The organism is Gardnerella lacydonensis (assembly GCF_048545055.1).
GTDB classification, from domain to species: domain Bacteria; phylum Actinomycetota; class Actinomycetes; order Actinomycetales; family Bifidobacteriaceae; genus Bifidobacterium; species Bifidobacterium vaginale_C.
Genome location: NZ_JBKQXT010000002.1, coordinates 103020 through 123763, shown reverse-complemented (window position 1 = coordinate 123763; position 20744 = coordinate 103020). Strand labels below are relative to the sequence as shown.

At 42.5% G+C, this 20744-nt stretch carries 15 protein-coding genes; 2 read left to right on the top strand and 13 right to left on the bottom strand.

Annotated elements, in window-relative coordinates; all coding sequences use genetic code 11:
- Positions 1–27 precede the first annotated feature (27 nt).
- The 11 genes from ACJV45_RS02550 to map all read right to left on the bottom strand — a co-directional run bounded on the left by ACJV45_RS02550 (position 28) and on the right by map (position 13816).
- Positions 28–1518, bottom strand: a complete 1491-nt coding sequence (locus ACJV45_RS02550; RefSeq protein WP_419397585.1) for an ABC transporter substrate-binding protein — start codon at positions 1516–1518, stop codon at positions 28–30.
- An 11-nt stretch (positions 1519–1529) separates the two neighbouring features.
- Positions 1530–3437, bottom strand: coding sequence for a glutamine--fructose-6-phosphate transaminase (isomerizing) (glmS, locus tag ACJV45_RS02545; RefSeq protein ID WP_419397584.1), 1908 nt, complete (start codon positions 3435–3437; stop codon positions 1530–1532).
- 108 nt (positions 3438–3545) lie between these two features.
- The gene (locus tag ACJV45_RS02540; protein WP_016816803.1) at positions 3546–4367 is read right to left on the bottom strand and encodes an amino acid ABC transporter ATP-binding protein; all 822 of its coding nucleotides are present in this window, start codon (positions 4365–4367) and stop codon (positions 3546–3548) included.
- A gap of 66 nt (positions 4368–4433) precedes the next feature.
- A complete protein-coding gene (locus ACJV45_RS02535; protein ID WP_419397583.1) occupies positions 4434–5426 on the bottom strand; it encodes an amino acid ABC transporter permease in 993 nt (330 codons plus the stop codon).
- A gap of 160 nt (positions 5427–5586) precedes the next feature.
- Positions 5587–6513, bottom strand: a complete 927-nt coding sequence (locus ACJV45_RS02530) for an ABC transporter substrate-binding protein (protein WP_004120854.1) — start codon at positions 6511–6513, stop codon at positions 5587–5589.
- 857 nt (positions 6514–7370) lie between these two features.
- Positions 7371–7859 carry an SsrA-binding protein SmpB gene (smpB, locus tag ACJV45_RS02525; protein ID WP_004113499.1) on the bottom strand — a complete coding sequence of 163 codons (489 nt, stop codon included), beginning with the start codon at positions 7857–7859 and terminating at the stop codon, positions 7371–7373.
- 37 nt (positions 7860–7896) lie between these two features.
- On the bottom strand, positions 7897–9291 hold the full coding sequence (locus tag ACJV45_RS02520) for a CHAP domain-containing protein (protein WP_004126147.1): 1395 nt from the start codon (positions 9289–9291) through the stop codon (positions 7897–7899).
- Positions 9292–9445: 154 nt separating this feature from the next.
- Positions 9446–10369, bottom strand: a complete 924-nt coding sequence (ftsX, locus tag ACJV45_RS02515) for a permease-like cell division protein FtsX (RefSeq protein ID WP_004120862.1) — start codon at positions 10367–10369, stop codon at positions 9446–9448.
- A complete protein-coding gene (gene ftsE / locus ACJV45_RS02510) occupies positions 10369–11721 on the bottom strand; it encodes a cell division ATP-binding protein FtsE (RefSeq protein ID WP_419397582.1) in 1353 nt (450 codons plus the stop codon). Before ftsE ends, ftsX begins: the two co-directional genes overlap by 1 nt.
- A gap of 118 nt (positions 11722–11839) precedes the next feature.
- Positions 11840–12982, bottom strand: coding sequence for a peptide chain release factor 2 (prfB, locus tag ACJV45_RS02505; RefSeq protein ID WP_004113494.1), 1143 nt, complete (start codon positions 12980–12982; stop codon positions 11840–11842).
- A 60-nt stretch (positions 12983–13042) separates the two neighbouring features.
- Positions 13043–13816, bottom strand: a complete 774-nt coding sequence (gene map / locus ACJV45_RS02500; protein ID WP_004107450.1) for a type I methionyl aminopeptidase — start codon at positions 13814–13816, stop codon at positions 13043–13045.
- A 91-nt stretch (positions 13817–13907) separates the two neighbouring features.
- On the opposite strand from map, the gene ACJV45_RS02495 reads away from it, so the two are divergent.
- Positions 13908–16046, top strand: coding sequence for a M13 family metallopeptidase (locus ACJV45_RS02495; protein ID WP_419397581.1), 2139 nt, complete (start codon positions 13908–13910; stop codon positions 16044–16046).
- A gap of 118 nt (positions 16047–16164) precedes the next feature.
- On the opposite strand, the gene ACJV45_RS02490 is transcribed toward ACJV45_RS02495, so the two are convergent.
- Positions 16165–17376, bottom strand: coding sequence for a CAP domain-containing protein (locus ACJV45_RS02490; RefSeq protein ID WP_004113062.1), 1212 nt, complete (start codon positions 17374–17376; stop codon positions 16165–16167).
- 393 nt (positions 17377–17769) lie between these two features.
- On the opposite strand from ACJV45_RS02490, the gene ACJV45_RS02485 reads away from it, so the two are divergent.
- Positions 17770–18414, top strand: coding sequence for a single-stranded DNA-binding protein (locus ACJV45_RS02485; RefSeq protein WP_419397580.1), 645 nt, complete (start codon positions 17770–17772; stop codon positions 18412–18414).
- Positions 18415–18620: 206 nt separating this feature from the next.
- On the opposite strand, the gene ACJV45_RS02480 is transcribed toward ACJV45_RS02485, so the two are convergent.
- Entirely contained in the window at positions 18621–20450 is a 1830-nt protein-coding gene (locus ACJV45_RS02480; RefSeq protein WP_353582838.1) for a proline--tRNA ligase, read from the bottom strand.
- Positions 20451–20744 lie beyond the last annotated feature (294 nt).

Genomic DNA, 20744 nt, shown 5'->3' with positions numbered 1-20744 from the left:
TGGATTACAGATCTAAAGTTCATAAGTCTAGCGCACAACAAAACCCTGATTATACCCGTATTCTTTCAAATCTTTTTTCCAAAGAGCAATTCCGTCTTTAAGACGAATTTTGGGACCAGGGTCGTCTGGAAGTTGAAGGTCTTTGCCATCGTCTTGTTTAATACCTGCATCAATCATCGACTGCACTGTTAAACGTGCTCTTGATTTTCTGTTCCAATCATAAGCTAAACCGACTGTGAAACGAAAATCGCTACGAGAATATACTTCAAACGGCAAATATTTGTAACCTGTATCTACATGATTTGCTGCATCTGCAAAAATACGGTTGAATTGTTGTCCTCCGAAATATGGCACATCGATTCCGCGAGAATCACGAACCATTGTTTTGTTTAGAAATGATTTGTCTCGAAGAGTCACAACGTCTGCTGGGAATGCTCCAGATAAAACTCTTTCTTTAATACCAGTCTGATCATGGCATACAAAATTCACAAAACGCATTGCGGCTTCAGGCTTTCGACTAGATTGAAGTACGCTTAGAGCAGATCCTCCCATTTGCGCATTATCATTGTTTCCATTCATAGTTGGAACTCTCGCCACGCGCCACAATCCTGCTCCGCCTGGAATATCATGCATAAGAAGCGATGTCATCCATGCTCCGGCAAAAACAGATGCAACACTGCCAGAACCGACTGCACTTTTCCAAGCTGGAGTCCAAGTTGTTAGTCTTGTATCAACCAAATCTTCGTCAATCATTGACTGCCAGAATTTGGTAAAGTCTTTTGTTCCTTTGTCTTTACTTAGGCGAACTGTAACGGTTTTACCATCGTGAGAAGTTATAAAAGGTCTTCCTCCTGCAAGCCAAATCATAGCGTTATAAAAACTAGCATCTCCAGAATCTGCAGCAATATAAACGCCAATATTTTTTAATTTTCTTGCAGCATGTAGATAATCCTTCCAGGTGTGAATTTGCGTAGCATCCACACCTGCTTGGTTGAATACGTCTTGATTATAAAACCATGCTAAAGGCCCTGAATCCATTGGCAATCCATAAACTCGTCCTCCTAATTGAACAGAAGACCATGTGCCTGGAGTATAAAATGTTTGAGTTCCTTGAACACGATTTGTAATATCCAAAAGTTGTCCGCTAACCGCGTATTGTGGCAAAGCGTGGTATTCAAGCTGAGCAACATCTGGCATACCGTAACCATCTTGTATGGCACTGTTAAGATTGTTGTATCCGCTTGTATCTTTAACGCTAACTCGAATATCAGGATTTTGTTTCTCAAAATCTGCCGCAATCCGCTTCATGCTTGGTTCCCAAGACCATACTGTGATTTTTGTTCTAGAATCAACAGATCCGCATGACGCACAAAAAGCAACAATAAAAACGCATATAATCGCACAAATTAAGCGTTTTATTGTATGAGTTAAAACGCGATTTATATTACGATTTATATTACGCCTAACAAAACAACCAAAGTTCTGCTTGCGACTTTTCTGCGGGCTTCTTGCACACATAATATTCACTGCTATTCTACAGTTACAGATTTTGCAAGATTCCTAGGCTTGTCAACATCGTAGCCTTTAAGCTTTGCCATATTCATAGCAAAAAGTTGTAATGCTACAACATCTACTAAAGGACTTAACAATGTTGGGCATTTAGGGCGCCAGAACACAATATCTGCGTAACGCTCAGCGTCTGGATCGCCATCTTCTGCAACCGCTATTGTAAACGCTCCGCGAGCCTTAACTTCTTCGATTCCCGAGATCACTTTAGCGTGCAAAACATCTCTGCCTCTAGAAGATGGCACTATAACAACAACTGGCTCACCTTTATCTACTAGAGCTATCGGGCCGTGTTTTAGCTCTCCTGCCGCAAAGCCTTCTGTAAACGTGTATGCAATCTCTTTTAGTTTTAGCGCACCTTCTAATGCAACTGGGTAACCAACGTGTCTTCCAAGGAACAAGAAGGATTTTGCATCTATTGTTTGCTTTGCGGCTTGCATAATCGGATCAGCTTGCGTATCTAAAACGTTTTGGATTTTATCTGGCATTTCTTTAAGCTGAGACACAATCTGCTGGATTTCATCCCTGTACATTGTTCCCTTGACTTGAGCCAAATAAAGCCCAAGCATGTATGCTGCTACGATTTGCGCAACAAAGGCTTTTGTAGAAGCAACTGCGATTTCTGGACCTGCGTGTGTGTAAAGTACAGCATCAGATTCGCGCGGAATACTAGAACCTTGAGTATTGCATATTGCCAGCACGCGACTACCCTGCTCACGCGCGTGCCTCAATGCCATTAGCGTGTCCATTGTTTCGCCAGATTGGGAAATTGCGACAACAAGCGTTCTATGCGTTAAAATCGGGTCCCTGTACCTAAATTCGTGAGCCAACTCCACTTCTACTGGCACGCGCACCCAATGTTCAATCGCATATTTTGCAACTAATCCAGCGTAGCTTGCTGTTCCACAAGCCACAACTATTATCTTGTCGATTGATCGCAAAATATCTTGACTAATCCTAACTTCGTCAAGAATAATGTTCCCTTTTGCGTCAAATCGTCCTCGTAAAGTATCAGCTACAGCATGCGGATCTTCGTGGATTTCCTTATCCATAAAGGAATCCCATCCGCCTTTTTCTACCGCAGAAGCGTCCCAGTCTACTGTAAAACAACTAGGGTTTTTAATCTCGTTGCCGTCAAAATCTGTAAGAAGAAGCTCTGCTTTTTTGTTTCCTTCTATATCTCCGATTAAAACAGCTTGATCTTGACCAACTTCAAGCACTTTATCCGTGTATTCTACAAAAGCTGCAACATCAGATCCCAAGAAATACTCATTATCTGAAACACCTACTACAAGTGGCGAATCGTGACGAACAGCGGCAACAATACCAGGCTGTCTAACATCCACTGCAAGTAGCGTAAAAGCTCCTCTAAGAATTTTTGCAACTCGTCTTATTGCTTCAAAAAGATCTGGTTTATCAGTTTCTTCAATTATTTGATTCGCGATTTTTCCAAGCGCTTTTGCTGCAACTTCCGTATCTGTTTGAGACGAAAACTCTATGCCTTCTTTTTGCATTTGTTCTTTAAGACTAATAGCGTTTTCAATAATACCGTTGTGGATAAGGGCGATTTTTCCGTCAGCACTAGTATGCGGATGCGCGTTTAAATCACAAGGAGCACCATTCGTAGCCCATCGAGTGTGTCCGATTGCCACGCTCGCTTCTGGCATTGGATTAGCTTCTATATCTTTTCTTAAAACAGCTAAGCGACCAGCTTTTTTGCGTACGCATATAGAATCCATTCCTGGAGCAGCAAGCGCTACTCCAGATGAATCATATCCGCGATATTCTAAGCGTTCTAACCCATTTAAGCAAACTTCTAGAGGCTTTGAGCAAACTGTGCCAAAACCTGCATATCCTACAATGCCACACATAATTTTCTATTGTACGTTATAAAGTGTGCGTGTTTCTACACATGTCGAAAATATGCAAAAATCTTATTAAAATACGCGAAAAACACTTGCAAAAGACTTGCAAAACACTTATAAAACGTGATGTAGAAAATCTTTAAATCTTTCTGTTTGTGGGCAATCTATGATTCCTGAAGTACCACATTCAACAACTTTTCCGCCATCCATGAACACAACTTGATCTGCAACTTCTCGTGCAAAGCCAATCTCGTGAGTTACAACAATCATTGTCATTCCGTCATTAGCTAAATCGCGCATAACGTTAAGCACTTCACCAACTAGTTCTGGGTCTAATGCAGACGTAGGCTCGTCAAAAAGCATTATTTCTGGTTTCATCGCAAGCGCGCGCGCAATGGCAACTCGCTGCTGCTGACCACCCGAAAGCTGGGAAGGATAATGGTCTACGCGGTCTGCCATTCCAACACGTTCAAGTTCTTTAATTGCTAAATCGCGTGCAGCGGTTTTGTCCATGTGTAAAACATGAACTGGCGCTTCCATAACGTTTTCAATAGCCGTCATATGCGGGAACAAATTAAAACGTTGGAACACCATTCCAAGCTTTGCGCGTTGCTCTGCAATTTCTTTGTCGTTTAACGCTTGCAATGCTTCTTTACCTTTATGTATAACGGTTTTTACGCCAATGCGCTCGCCATAAATTGTGATTTTACCAGACGTAATTTTTTCTAGCTGATTTATCAATCGCAATAGGGTTGATTTTCCACTTCCAGAAGGACCGAGTATGACTGTTACACTTCCTGGATTAACAGTCATGTCAACTCCCTTAAGGACTTGAAGATTACCGAAGGACTTGTGTAAATCCTTTATGACTACTGCTGGAGTATCACTTTTAGTAACATTTTGGTTTTGTGTATCAACCGTTAAAATATCAGTCATTTTTCCTCAAATCTAATTACGATTATATAAAATTTGTAATTTTGACGCGGTTTATGCGTTATATGTTTATGCGTTAAAACCTAACATTGTTGCATTATTGCGACCCTTTACAGCGTCACTATTCGCTTTAATAGCATTATCTCCACGTTTTGCAGCATTAGAGTTAATTTGAGCATTGTTTACAATGTCTTTTGCTTCAAATCCTTTACCAAAATGCTTTTCTAACATAACTTGAAAAACCATCAAAATAGACGTAATAATTAAATACCAAATGCTAGCAACTATAAGCAACGGAATCGGCTTATAAATACGATTTGCTACAGCATTTGTGGCAAACTGAAGCTCTAAGGTAAAAGGCACAGCTAAAACCAAAGACGTAGTTTTAAGCATACCAATAGTCTCATTGCCCAAAGGTGGAACGATAATACGCATAGCCTGAGGCAAAACAACCCTGCGCATAGTCAAAGACCTGCCCATGCCAAGAGCTTGAGCCGCCTCAGCCTGACCAGCATCCACAGCTTCTAAACCAGCACGAACAATCTCCGACAAATATGCAGCCTCATTAAGAGACAATCCAATAACTGCAGCGTTTAAAGAAGTCATAACAACGTTGGAATCAATGGAGAAAAACTCAACGGATGTAAACGGAATGCCCATACTCAACTTAGGAACAAGTACAGCAAACATTCCCCAAAATACTAGCTGCGTATAAACTGGAGTACCCCTAAAGAACCAAATAAAGAACCAGCTTACGGCTCGAAGAACAGGGTTTACAGACTTACGCATCATTGCTAATCCTATAGCAAGAACGATTGCAATAATCATAGACAAGAATGTGAGTATTAGCGTCCAAGCAATGCCTGTAAGAACATTGTCGCTTATTAGATATATGCCTACAACATTCCACTCAAATCGCGGATTTGTGATAATTGAATAAATTAAAGAGCAGGCGATTATTGCTACTATTACGCCAGCTACAATCGGTCCAGGGTTCTTTACTGGTAGAATCCGATCACCATCAGAGTTTTGCGAAAGCTTCTTACTCGCATTGTTAAACATATTTTCTCCATTAACATTTTAAATTGTCACATATGTGAATAATAACTAGCGGATTATTAACTAGTAATTAACGCACTTGCGATGCACAAATATATTAAATACAAATAAGGCGTGCGATTTTCACTATACTAATAGCTACAAACGCACGCCAAATTTAAGATCAAACTTCTGGATTTACTTGCGCTTCCTTAATGGCAACGTTTTCAACACCCCACTTCTTTAGAATGTCATTATAAACGCCATTCTTCATAAGCTTATCGATTGCAGCCTTAATGAGCTTTAACATCTTAGCGTCGCCCTTTTTAACCGCCGCTCCCATTGGCTCGGAATCATTGCTGCTTTCAAGAATCTCTAGCTTTCCATCGTTCTTTATTGCAGCATAACCAGCTACAGGAGTGTCAGCATACATAACGTCTGCGCGACCAGAGAGTAATGCTGTAGTAGCATCTGTCTGCTCTTTAAAGCTCATGATTTCTAGTGGCTTATCGTTATTTGCCTTGCACTGCTTTTTGGCTTCTTCCATAATTGGCTCGCCAACAGTGCCTGTTTCTAATGTAACTTTTTTGCCGCAAAGATTCTTTGGATCTACCTTAGTTGGGTTTCCTTTGCGAACTTCAAAAGATAAGCCAGCGTTTGCGTACGTCACGAAGTCAACGGACTTCATACGTTCAGCGTTTACAGTAAAACCAGAGATTCCAACGTTATACTTGCTTCCGATTGCTGGAATAATGGAATCAAACTGAGCATGCATAATCTTCGCTTTTAAGCCCATCAATTTTGCTAAAGCTTTAGAAAAATCGATTTCGTAGCCGACTGGGGTTTTTCCATCTGCAGCGAAGAACTCTGCTGGAGCATAGCTAACGTTTACACCGACTGTTAATTCGCCAGTTTTTGCAACGCTTTCTGGAACGAGCTTTGCAATCTCTTCATCTTTTTGAACTTTGCTTACATCGTAGCTGCGTGCCACATCTGGATCTGCTGCTTTAGAATCAGCTGGACCGCACGCGCAAGTGCATCCAATTAATGCAAGAGTTGCGATTGCTGCAATAGGCTTAATTGACTTAAAAATCTTATCCGACTTAAGCATTTCCTTCTCCTATTCAATATTTAAAGAATAAATAACTTATAATTTACAGTGATATGCATAACTATACACGATAACGCTACTAAATTGCGATTATCAAAATGCAAAAACTGAATATTCATAAATTGCCATACATGAATATGCTAAAAATCAGCAAAAAATAACGAATTACAAAATCAAAAACCGTATATTATTCGTAAAAATGAATAATATACGGCGTGTCGCTTATAGACCTACTACAAAGTTGTACGATTACACTAAGCGATGTAGAGATTCGAGATTTTTCGCCCTGAATGAGATGTATCGCTCGCGCGTTACAGCGCGCTCACGTCTTCGCTTGCGTTGAAAGCACACTGTGCTTTCAACTTTGAGCAAGCTCAGCGAATCGAAGTGCATTCGCGCGCTACGCTTTAAGCGCTCATGCAAGTCGATTCGCAGTCCTCCGATGGTGATTCATCGAATGAAGAAGAAAAATCGAGAATCTCAGGCGACTAGCGATACGCAATTGTTCAAGCATGCAAGAGGGCTGGGTGATTCTTGGTCGAACAATATAAGAGCGGCAGCCGATACCAAATAATCCAAATGATCAACCACTACAAACAAACCTCAACACAAAAAACAAAATCAAAGCCAAAACGGAACAACCGCAACAACAACCAACACGCAAGAGGCAGAGCGTTGTGCGAATCGACGACTTCGAGCTGCATAATGCGCGAGAAGTCACCTCGATTCGCTGAGCCGCTTAAATGTAAAGTCCAGTGGACTTTACATGCGGCGAAGGCGTGAGCGCGGCTAATCCGCGCGAGCGTAGAAACACCCAGCCCTCGCTCAACAGCAAACAAGAAATAAAAAACAGTAAATCACCTAGATTGCATATTCTTGTATCGCATAGCGCGCAATGCCTCACGCTTATCTTGTTCCTCTCGCAATGCCTGCCGCTTATCGTACTCTTTTTTGCCTCGTGCCAAAGCAATCTCAACTTTAGCGTAGCTGCCTTTAAAGTAAATCCTCAAAGGCACAATAGTGTAACCTTTAGCTTCAATTTGCCTAGAAAGTTTAGCAATTTGAATCGCATGAAGAAGCAACTTGCGCTTGCGTTTAGGAGCATGATTATTCCACGTGCCATTTAAATATTCAGGAATATTTGCGCCTTCTAGCCAAATCTCACCACGCCTATCAATATTTACAAACGCCTCAGCTAAAGAAGCGCGGCCTTCACGCAATGACTTAACCTCTGTGCCAGTAAGAGCAATGCCTGCTTCATAGCAATCTTCAATCGCATAGTCGTGATTTGCTTTTTTATTTCTTGCAACAGTTAAAGTACCATCTGAACCAGGTTTTTTATCCAAATTACACCAGCCTAAATCGAATCATAAAAATTAAAATTTAGTAGTGAACATACTCATAATTGCCAGCATTACGAATAGTCCTATAAGACGGGAATGTTGCGAAACCAACGCCACCTTCGGAAATCAGTACCGAACCGTCCGAATTAACGCGTTCAACAACAGCAACATGTCCATATGTAGGATCTGATCCAGCAGCTCCTCTAGCAAATACCATAACAGCGCCAACGTGTGGAGTGCGGTTAACCAAATACCCAAGTCTACGCCCAGAATTCGCCCAATCAGCACCATTACCCATAAAGGATCCTACTGGAAGACCAAGCTGAGATCTGCGCAAATACGCCCAAAGTGTGCATTGACGAGCTGGATAGGCAGAACCTCCAGCTGTGTTACCAGTATTATGCCCGTAGCAATTGCCAGAACCAGCAGGACAATTCCCAGGAACCGCGTAATTCATACCATTTGCGGCACCATTAGAAAGCGGTAGTGCAGGCAAAGAAGGAGTATTCCATCTGCCACCGCCTCTAAGCTGTTGACGATTACCATTATTAGGATTCATGCGAGCTGCAGCCGTAGCAGCTAAAGCCCTAGCTTGAGCGTCAATTTGTGACTTCAAAGCAATTATTTCAGCAGCTTCGCGAGCATCTTGAGAAGTAAGACTATTCTTTTGACTCTCTAACTGCTTTCTTAGAATAGTTCCCTGATCTCTTAAAGACTGAAGAGAACGCTGCTTTTCACTAGCAGCCTTAGCCGCAGCCTGAGCACTTTGCGCCTCAGAATCAGCTTTTGCTTTTAACTTTTGAATCTCTGTTTCAATAGCAGCTAAGCGCTGACGTCTATTCATAGAATTATTCAAAGTCACAGCAGCATCATTTGCAGCATTTGCTTCGCTACGTGCAACAGCAGCTTCTGATTGAAGTTTTCCAACAAACTGCTCAGTAGTAGTGGAATTAGTCACCATTGCCATTACGTTAGAAGCATTGGAGCCATGGAAACTTTTGCGAGCAAGTTGAGCTACAGCAGCCTTTGCATCATCGAAATCTTCGCCAGTCTGCTTGATTTTTTCTTCCAAATCGCGTTTGTCTTTTTGTGCAGATTGCAAACGCTGATTTGTTGATTCAACAAGACTCATAGCTTGTTGAGCTTGCTCCTGAGCTTGCTGAGTAGCACGGACTTGATTAGGGATTTGATGCTCGTTTAAATCATTAAGCTCTAGAATTTTATCAGCAAGCTGTTTATTTACTCCAGCAAGACGCTTTTTAAGAGCAGCATTACTTTGAACTTTCCTGTTGTAATCTTGCATGGTAACGGCATCAGCGCGTAGTGGCTGGTAAGCATATAAGGTAATACCAGCGGAAAGCATAAGAAAGCTGCTTGCAATCGCGCTTGCAACAGTGCGCTTACAATATTTTGCATGGCATTTCTTGCTTTCCATATTTACTTCCCTTTCAAGTAGAAAATTCAAACACAACTAATGCGAATTATACATTGAAAATTCTATTATCGATAAAATTTTTTTATTTATGATTTTTTATTTATGATTTTTTAATGTTCATAATTTATTGATAATTTAAATTTTGCTTTTATATTTACGCTTGCAGATATCTTCTGAGTGCAGCCGCGGAGGCGACTATCGAAAGTAGCACAGCTCCAAGAACCAACACTGGAACTGTCATCCAAACAGTTGTCTGATTCACAAATGGCATCCAACGAACGTTTTGTGCAAGCCAATCTGTAATAAACACTTTAACAACAACGCTTAGCGCGCATCCAGATAGCAGAGATCCCATAAGGGACGCAAAAGCACCTTCTAAAATAAATGGCATGCGAATAGTCCAATTAGACGCGCCCACAAGTCGCATAATCTCCGTCTCTTGTTTTCTAGAGGCTGCAGACATGCGAATAGTTGTGCCTGTTAGCATAATCGCAACAACAACCATAACTGCAGCAAGCACAATAGTCACAGCCGTAGCATGATTCAAAACGCTAAACACTGGGTCAAAAATCTGCCTTTGGTCTACTACTTCCTCAACACCATTTCTGCCAGAAAGAACTTCTGAAACAACCTGATATTTTGTTGGATTTGTAAGCTTTAGTCGCAAAGAATCTTGCATATCGGCAGCTGTTAAAGTGCGACCCTGGTATAAGCCATTAGGATATTGCTTAAGAAAAGTGTTCTTGTAAAATTCGCTTCTACTAACATAAGTAATATTCGAAACATCATCACCTAACTCTTGGTTAATAATGTTCTCTAATTTTACAATTTCTTCTTTAGTAGGAGCTTTTCCAGAAGCACATGATGCTGACTGACTTGTACCGTCTGGGCAAAGCCATGCTACGACTTCTACCTTGTCATACCAATCGCCTTTGGCTTTTGTGATTTGCGCTTGCATAAGAACGGATGCGCCTATAAACAAGAACGATATGAAGGTAACGAGCATTACCGAAACAATCATAGAAACGTTTCTGCGCAAGCTAATCCACGTTTCTGAGAATATGAACCGCAATCGCATTACTCGTCTCCTTCATTCTTAAGATTTTCGCTTTTACTGGCTTCAGATTTACTGTTTTCATTGGATTCTTTAGATTCAGTATAATCGCCAGTTTCGCTTGAGTTTTCGCTTGTATTGTCAACGTCTTTGCCAGAATTATCTACAGAATTATCACCAGAATTATCGCCAGAATTTTCAATATCGTTTTCGACAATATTTTCTGTATTATTCTTATCTTTTTGATTCTCGCTTAAATCCAAAGAGTCGCCAGAATCTGCAAAATCTGAATTGTTCTTATCTTCAGCATCATTCGACTTTTGCACAGGAGGAGCTGGTGGAATCGAAAGACCACGCCCCCAAGTCATAGTTGTTTCTAAAGGCTGAAAAACTTCACCATATCTACCCGTTCTGCCTGAATGAACAGATTGCGCAAGTCGAGCAATACCCTCATTATCTTCAGAACCATTTTGCAAAGTTTGCGCAACAGCATCCATAGCTTGCTTTGCTTGAGCGGCACGCTTTGCGCGTTTAGACATGAATCTGTAATTTTTAGGATCTTCAGAAGACGAGTTAAAACTAGTGTTATCAGAGCCAGAATCTGCCACAGCACGAACACCTGAATCGCCTTCAACTGCCTGCTGAGCTTTCGACTTTTGCTCAACATCTGCGTCTGGGAAGTAAAGCGCGGAATCATAAGAGCCTTCGCGCTCGTCTCGCACAATCTTTCCAGCATGAAGCTCCACAACTCGCTTGCGCATTGAGTTAACAATTTCCTCATTATGCGTAGCCATAACAATTGTAGTGCCCGTACGATTAATGGCGTCCAAAACTTCCATAATTCCAAGCGAAGTAGTTGGATCCAAATTACCAGTAGGCTCGTCGGCGAGAAGAATTTGCGGATGATTCACGTACGCGCGCGCAATAGCAACACGCTGAGCTTCACCACCCGAAAGCTCATGCGGATAATTATTTTCTTTACCCGTTAAGCCAACTGTTTCAAGCACACGCGGAACAAGCGACTTAATAGTAGAACGACTCGTACCAATAACCTCTAGCGCAAAAGCCACGTTCTGATACACGGTTTTATTATTCAACAGTTTATAATCCTGGAAAATAAAGCCGAGAGTGCGTCTATACTGCGGAACCTGACGATTCACAAGGCGTCGCAAGTCATTGCCAGCAACGTGAATCTCACCCTTAGTTGCCTCCTCTTCACGCAACAGCAAGCTTAGAAGAGTTGTTTTACCAGATCCAGACGCTCCAACAAGAAACACGAAGTCGCCACGATTAACGTCTAAAGAAATATCGTCCAAAGCAGGGCGCGTACCCTTAGGATAAATCTTCGACACATGTTCTAGTGAAATCAGAGACATATTCTGCAGTTTCCTTTACGAACTATTGAACGATATACTTTAATTTTGTTTTTAACTATTTTATATTTTATTTTTGATTTTTATTCTGACTTTTATCTTGAATTTTACCTAGTGCAGACTAAGCTTGCGACTTTTCCTCGGCTTCTTTTTTAGCTGCAACTCTCTGTTCGTGTCTCCATCGAATTCCAGCTTCAATAAAACCGTCAATATCACCGTCAAAAACAGCCTGAGTTTGCGAAGTTTCGTAGCCAGTGCGCAAATCCTTCACCATCTGGTATGGGTGAAGCACGTAAGAGCGCATTTGGTCTCCCCAACTTGCCTTAATATCTCCAGCAAGTTCCTTCTTTTTCGCTGCTTCCTCAGCATGCTTAAGCACAAGTAAACGCGATTGCAAAACCGCCATTGCAGCAGCTCTGTTTTGAATCTGACTACGCTCATCTTGCATAGAAACCACCAAGCCGGTTGGCAAATGCGTGATTCGCACAGCAGAATACGTAGTGTTCACGCCCTGACCTCCAGGACCAGAAGCTTGGAAAGTATCCACTCGAATATCTGAATCTGGAATATCAATATGATCTGTAGCTTCAACAAGAGGAATTACTTCCACGGCACTAAAGCCAGTTTGACGCCTGCCTTGATTGTCGAATGGAGAAATACGAACCATTCTGTGAGTGCCGCCTTCTACAGAAAGGCGACCATACGCATATGGTGCATCTACTTGGAAAGTGGCGGATTTAATACCAGCTTCTTCAGCATAAGACGTGTCCATCATCTTAGTTTTATAGCCGTTTCGCTCTGCCCAACGCAAGTACATTCTAAGAAGCATTTGAGCAAAATCGGCAGCATCCACACCACCCGCACCAGAACGGATTGTAACAACCGCCGCACGCGCATCGTATTCGCCGTCAAGAAGAGTTTGCACTTCCATATCGTCCAACTCGTGAGCAATATTTCCAAGCTCCTCTTGAGCCTCGCTCATGGAATCAGCATCCTCTTCTTCCTGACCAAGTTCAATCAAAGTCTTAGTATCTTCAATTCGCTGCTCAACAGCTTGTAAACGCTTCAACTGAGACTGAGCAGCCGAAAGCTTACTCGTAACCTGCTGCGCATGCTCAGAATCATCCCAAAGCCCAGGCTCCGAAGCCTGCTTTTCTAAATCTGCAATAGCAGTCTTCAACGAATTAACGTCTAAAGCCTTAGAAATCAAAGAATACTTTGCTTCAACATCATTTAACGCTTGGGCAAAATCAAATTCCGCCATTTACTTAAAGTACCTCTTTATATTTTATATTATTCGTTTTACGCACTTACTATTCGAAGTTTAGCGTACGGTCAAAATCTCTGGACCATTCTCAGTAATTGCAATCGTATGCTCAGTGTGTGCACCGCGAGAACCATCAGCAGAACGAAGAGTCCAGCCGTCCTTTGGATCTTGGTAAATTTCGTCAGTAGTCTTTAGGAACCATGGCTCAATTGCGATAACAAGACCTGGGCGAAGCTTATAGCCGTGGTGAGCAGTGCCATCGTTAGGAACGTGCGGATCGCCATGCATAATATGACCGACTCCGTGACCGCCAAACTCAAGGTTTACGCTGTAACCATACTCGTGAGCAACGCAACCAACAGCTGCAGAAATATCTCCAAGACGGTTTCCAGGCTGAGCCATGTTAATTCCAGCCTCAAGCGCTTCCTCAGTGCACTTAATTAAGCGCAAATCCTCAGGATCCGCATGCTTTCCAACCACAAAGCTAATAGCAGAATCTCCAACCCAACCATCAACGTTAATTGCTAAGTCAAGAGTCAACAAATCGCCGTCTTTAAGGTTATAGTCAAAAGGAACTCCGTGAAGAACAGCATCGTTTACAGAAGTGCAAATGTAGTGAGCAAAAGGACCAGTTCCAAAATCAGGAGCGTAGTCAACATAGCAAGAAGACGCACCTTTACGGCTCATAATGCGTTGGCGAACAAAGTCATCGATCTCAAGAAGATTTGTGCCAACTTTTGTCATTGCTTTCAAGTCTTTAAGAATACTACCAACGAAGCGACCTGCAGGCTTCATAGCTTCAATTTCGGATGGAGTTTTAAGTTCAATCATGATTTAAGACTAACTCGCAGGCACGAAAATAGCGCAAAATATGGCGAAAATACTAGCTAATGATGTCGCTTAATACTTGTAATCTAGGCACATGCATAATAACAATGAAAATAATAATAACAATGAGGAATCGCAGAAGGAAATTTCTGCTGTAAATTTTGACCCAGCTTCCTTCTCTTCAGTTACTCGACCACAAGACGATTTGTTCCGCTATGTGAACGGTCCTTGGATTGACACTTACACTCTTCCAGAAGATAAGCCAATGTATGGTGCTTTCTACAAGCTCGCAGAAGATGCAGAGACGCAAATTCGAGATATTTTAGAAAGCGAAGATTGCCCAGCCAAAAAGTCGCGAATCTTATACCGCAATTATTTGGATACTGAAGCTATTGAAAAAGCTGGAATTACGCCAATTAAGGGCGATTTAGACGCTGTTGATGCGGCTGCTAGCAAAGAAGACTTAGTTCGCACTATTGCTGCACTTACTCCATATGGCGGACCAAATGCAATGTTTGCTTTTGGCGTTTGCGGAGACCCTAAAGACCCTAAGACGAATATTATGCATATTGAGCAGGCTGGATTGGGCTTGCCAGACGAAGCATACTATCGCGAAGATAATTACGCTCCAATTCGCGCTGAATACGTAAAAATGGTGGCAAAGTTGCTGCGCTTAGCTGGCTACGGTGATGCCACAACTACAAGCGAGCAGTCGGAACGTTTCTTGAAGGTTGAAACACAAATCGCAAGCAACCATTGGGATAACGTAGCAACACGCGATTCTCAAAAAACTTATAATCCTTACAATTATGCGGATTTGGCAAAAACGCTTGAAGCTCTGAATCTTGACGCTTTCTTAGATGCTGCTCAAAAATCATACGACGATTCCGAAGAAGCAAAGAATCAGCCAATAGATTTTCGCAAAGCTTTTAGCAAAGTAGTAGTTCACGAACCAAGCTTTATAGAAGGATTGAATAAGATTTGGCAAGAAGCCGACTTAGAAGATTTAAAACTTTGGGCACGCGTGCACGTGATTTTGTGCTGGGCAAGCATGTTAAGCGAGGACTTTGCACAAGCACGATTTGACTTCTACGGTAAAGTGCTTTCTGGCGCCACCAAGCCGCGCGACCGCTGGAAGCGCGCAATCGGAGTTGTTGACGATGCTTGCGGCGAAGAAGTTGGCCGCGAATACGTGCGCTTGCACTTCCCTGAGTCTTCTAAAAAGTATATGCAAGGCTTAGTTGACAATCTTATTAATGCTTACCGCGAGTCGATTTCTCACAGCAGCTGGCTTGGCGAGGAAACTAAAGCAAAGGCTTTGGAAAAGCTTAGCAAGTTTGAGCCAAATATTGGTTACACGAATCATTGGATTGACTACTCTGCGCTAAATATTAAGGAAGATGCTGGCTTAATTGAGAATATGCGCGAAGTTTCTCGATTTGTGTTTGGTAGGTACACTGCAAAAGCTGGAGAACCTGTGGATCGCGAAGAATGGCAGATGACTCCGCAAACTGTAAACGCTTACTACGATCCGTTGCTTAACGTAATCGTGTTCCCAGCTGCGATTTTGCAACCGCCATTCTTTAGCCCAAGTGCTCCAGACGCAGCAAACTACGGCGCTATTGGTGCCGTAATCGGTCACGAAATCGGCCACGGTTTTGACGATCAAGGTTGCGAATACGACGGCGACGGCGTACTTAACAATTGGTGGACTGAAGAAGACAAAACCAACTTCACTGAGCGCACTAAAGCGCTTATTGAGCAATACAATGCTTTTACACCAACGCAGCTTATTGTTAAATACTCTCACTTAAAGAGCAAAGAAGAGCGCGATGCAATGCCTCACGTAAATGGCGCTTTAACAATCGGCGAGAATATTGGTGATTTAAGCGGCGTAACTATTGCTCTTAAAGCCTACGCTTTTGCTTTGCAAAAGAGCAAGGGACAAGAAATCGACGGAAGTGACGATGCGATTCGCGAAACTTTGCTGAGCGCTCCTAAGATTGATGGCTTCACTGCTTTGCAACGATTCTTCCTAAGCTACGCGCTTGTATGGCGTTCAAAGTCTCGTAACGAGATTGCGGAGCAATACCTTCAAATCGACCCACACTCCCCTGCAGAGTGCCGAACTAACGGCATTGCGCGCAACGTTGACTTGTTCTACAATGCATTCGATGTTAAAGAAGGCGACGAGATGTGGCTCGACCCTGCTAAGCGCGTACACATTTGGTGAATTGCATATTAAAACAAATAAAGTAAACAAATAAACAAAAGCCTGCAAGCGTTTAAAACGTTTGCAGGCTTTTTAAATGATACTAATCAGATTTACTAATCAGATTTACTAATCAGACTCACACTCCGAAAGCGTAGGTCTTAACGTCAGACAAATTACCGTTCTCATCGTAAGCTTCGAAATGAGTCCAGTAAACGCCTGGGCGTGGGCTCCACAAAGCCCAAGGACCATCAAATCCTTCAACCCACTGCTTAGCATTGTAATCATAAATCTTAATCTTGGTAGAACCATTAGGATTATTAGTAGTTGCACCAAGAAGAACATTATTACCCTGCCATGCAGCATAAGTTCCAGAAACAACAGTCTGACTTGGAACAGCATAATGGAAAGCAATGGTCTTTTCTAGAACAACTTCCTTGGTAGAAGGATCACGAGCTTCGCAATGCAGCCAATAGTCACCTGGCTTTGTAACCCAAGAAGCCCAGTTTCCAGTACCCCAATCAGCAATAGTAGCCCACTGCTGAGTATTCAAATTGTAGGAAAGCCAACGATACTCAAGCTGCTTGTCGGTGTAAGCATTTGCACCAACAGCAATATCGTTGTTACGGATAATCCAAGCAAAATCAAGGTGAGGAGCAACACCTAACTTGCCTTGTGGGTAGTCAGTGTCTCCAACCTGAGTTGAAAGAGTTAAAACAGATACTCTTCCGTATGAGGTACCAGCTACTTCACCATATCCGAAGGAAATGTTTTCTGGATTCAAAATCTGGTAAAGATGAGCATTGTCAGTAGTTGCAGCACCATTAGACTGATGTAACGCAGATTCCTCTCCAGCAGTCCAATCCGACATAGCTTCTTCTGGGCTTTCACCCCAAGCAATGTTTTCGCCCCAAGCCTTACGACCATCGTAGTTTGGAAGGCTCACACCATCCGCAGCAAAATGTCCAAGTTTTCCATGCTGAACAGTCTCACTTGCGCGACGATAAGCATCCTCTTCATTAGCGCGATCGTAGCGAATATCGTTAATATACTGTTCTTTTGTAAGACCCTTAGAAGCAACATAATCTGCAAGAGGCATACCGTTCATAAGGGTAACGCCATCGTCATAATACTTTGAACGCACATCACGAATTGCACCTAAAATGTAGCTTGCAACTGACTGATTCTGAACTTGCCAATTAGTATTAACATTAGCAACACTGTGATTCTGCACTATAACCAAAGCACTAGCAGATACGGCAGTAGATCCAATCATTGCCACGCAAGCAACGGCTGATGCCGCAGCAGCTAAACATTTCTTTGCAGAAAATACGTGCGACTTATGCCACATAAATGTAGTCCTCTCTCCACGTGATTAATAACTACTTTTCAGTAATCTCTGATTCAAATAACGCAAACAAGTAGGCAAAAAACTCAAGTTTCACCTTCCAATGCAAATGAAAAACAAAAACTACTTTCGCTAAGTATATCAATCTACATATATTTTCCACATTTTAGACTCGCCTACTCAGTTTTATATATTTTGTCAAGAGTTTTTGAACGATGTGCATAAAGCATAGGCTTTAACCACATTGATAAAAATAACTTGCAAAACTATTTTTGATACTTCATAGTTGATTCTACTGCGGCGAATTTATTGAAAATCACAATAATCAACACGTGTTGCGTGATGAATTTTGAGATTTAAATTAGTCGCAGTCCAAACTTTTGAAAGGTTAAGAATATGGCACAACAACAAGCAACACTAACAATCAGCGGCTATGTAGGGAGTGACCCTGTGAACTTTAGTCGCAACGAAAACTCACCAGCATGCTCACTTAGAATAGGAAGCACAACGTCTTACTATCATAGCGAGGAAAGACAGTGGAAAGATAGACCGACAACTTGGATGACAGTAAAAGCATACAAGTCTTTAGCTGCAAATGTGCTAAAAAGCGTGCATAAGGGAGATGCGATAGTCGTGTGCGGAAATTTAAACACGGAATCCTGGCACAAAGATGGAGAAGACCGGTCTCGAGTTGTACTAGAAGCAACCGCAATTGGACACGACCTAAATCGAGGAATTAGTGCTTTTACTAAATACTCTTATAATCGTGGAAGAACCGATCAGAGCAGCAATAGTAAATATCACACTAATCAAATAAACCAAGAAAATCGGGCAAATCAAGATACTTATTCCAATCAAGATTTGAGCTTGGCGATGAAAAACCCTATGGCTAATACTTATTCTATGGATTCTTCACAAGAAAACGACAGTCAAGAATACCATCATGATGCTGAATCTTCAGCAAAAGAAACAATAGATTTCGGCTCACAAGTCGAAGAAAACCAATATGACGATATTGAAGGAGGCGCGAATGATTTTTAGAAAGTTTTAATAGAATTAAATATTAAAACTTATGAACATTTTATTTTAACAATTCAGATAATTTTTTACTATTCATAGCAATATTGCCGCTGAAAATAATGCGCATAATATGCAAAGCATTACACCAACGGCAATATTGCTTAGTCGTTTAATTGTTTAATAGTTTAATTGCTTAATCGCTGATTAGTTGTTAACAGCTATTGCGATTACAACTGTTCGCGAACGCGCTCTACAATGCGGCTAGCAGCCTCATCCACTGGAACCGCCTCAACGTTTGAACCGTTACGATCGCGGATTTCAATCGTTCCATTGTTCACAGTATCGCGGCCGGCTACAGCAATCAGCGGAACGCCAACAAGCTCAGCATCCTTAAACTTCACACCTGGAGAAACCTTTGGACGGTCGTCGAAGATTACTTCAATTCCCTGCTTACTAAGCTCTTCAACAACTTTTTCAGCAGCATCGAAAGCAACTTGATCTTTGCCTGTAGCAACGACGTGAACTTGAGCTGGAGCAATCGCCATAGGCCACGCAAGACCAGAATCATCGTGATGCGTTTCTGCCAAGCATGCAATCACGCGGCTAACGCCGATACCGTAGCAACCCATCCAAACTGGTACAGCTTTACCGTTTTCGTTAAGAACGCTTAAGCCCAAAGCCTTAGAATACTTTAAGCCGAGCTGGAACACCTGACCGATTTCCACGCCGCGTTCGAAGCTCAATGGTCCGGAACCATCTGGGCTCATATCGCCATCGCGAACCTGAGCTGCTTCAACAACACCATCAGCCTCAAAATCGCGGCCGTAAACAGCGTTATAAACATGCTTTCCGTCTTCGTCAGCTCCTGTAATCCAGGCGCTTCCCTTTGCAACATGAGCATCCATCAAGTAGCGGACAGGATTTTCAATTCCACTACCCTCTTTGCGAGCTTGAGGACCTAATACACTAAAGCCAATGTAGCCCTTAACAAACTCAGGATGAGCCTTCAAATCATCCTCAGTTGCTTCTTCAATTTCTGCAGGAGCAAACTGAGCTTCAAGACGCTTCATATCTACCTGGCGATCACCTGGAATACCAATAGCAACGATTTCGCGCCATGGCTCTTCATGCTCGCCGCCCTCAGCATCAGCCGGGTGCTTAACAGCAATAATAAGGTTCTTCAAAGTATCGGACGCTTGCCATTCGCGACCATCTTTACGCGGATGCAAATCGTTGGAAACCTTAACCAAAGCCTCAATTGTCTTAGCGTCTGGAGTTTCAAGAGCTTCTGCTGCAGGAGTTGCCGAATAATCAACCTCTTGCATTTCTGGAGTGGTAAGAGCTTCAACATTCCAAGCTTTTCCAGAAGGAGCGAGAGCAAAAGTATCTTCGCCAATTGGCATTGGAGCCAAGAATTCCTCGGAATCAGAGCCACCCATAGGGCCAGAAACAGCGTGAACAATCACGTATTTAATGCCCAAACGGTCGAAAATTCGAGAGTAAGCAGCACGCTCTTCAACATAAGCAGACTTTAAACCATCTTCGTCAATCGAGAACGAGTAAGCGTCTTGCATAATAAACTCGCGGCCGCGAATAAGACCTGCGCGAGGACGGAATTCGTCGCGATACTTCGTTTGAATCTGATACAAAGTAACTGGCAAATCCTTGTAAGAAGAATACATATCCTTAACAAGGAGCGTGAAAACTTCTTCGTGAGTTGGAGCAAGAAGATAGTCAGCCTCATGACGATCTTTAAGACGGAAAATGTTATCGCCATATTCTTCCCAACGGTTTGTAGCCTCATAAGGCTCACGTGGAAGAAGCGCTGGGAAGTGGACCTCCTGCGCACCGATACCGTTGATTTCTTCGCGAATAATCGCCTGAACCTTGTTTAAAACCTTGAGTCCGAGCGGCAACCAAGTCCACACACCTGGGGCAGATTTACGAATATAGCCTGCGCGCTGCATAAGTTTTGCGGAAGTCACGTCCGCGTCTGCTGGATCCTCGCGCAGCGTACGAAGGAACAGCTGAGACATACGAAGTACATTGGAATTCATGCGTTCCAATCTATTTGCGCATGAGGACATAAACACTTGTTTACACTATTAAACAATAGCAAAAATAGCGTTCGCGCGGTCTATTCGCGCGAACGTCTTCGCCGCACGTAAAGTCCACTGGACTTTACGTTTGAGCGTCTCAGCGCTCCGAATTGACTTCTCGCGCTACGCTTTAAGCTCGAAGGCAGGTCGTCGCGCCCGCGTTTGTTTCTTTTTTCCCGCATTTGTTCCCTTTTTGGGTCAAATGGTAAACAAAAGCAAGAACACTCTCCCGCATTTGTTCCCTTTTTGGGT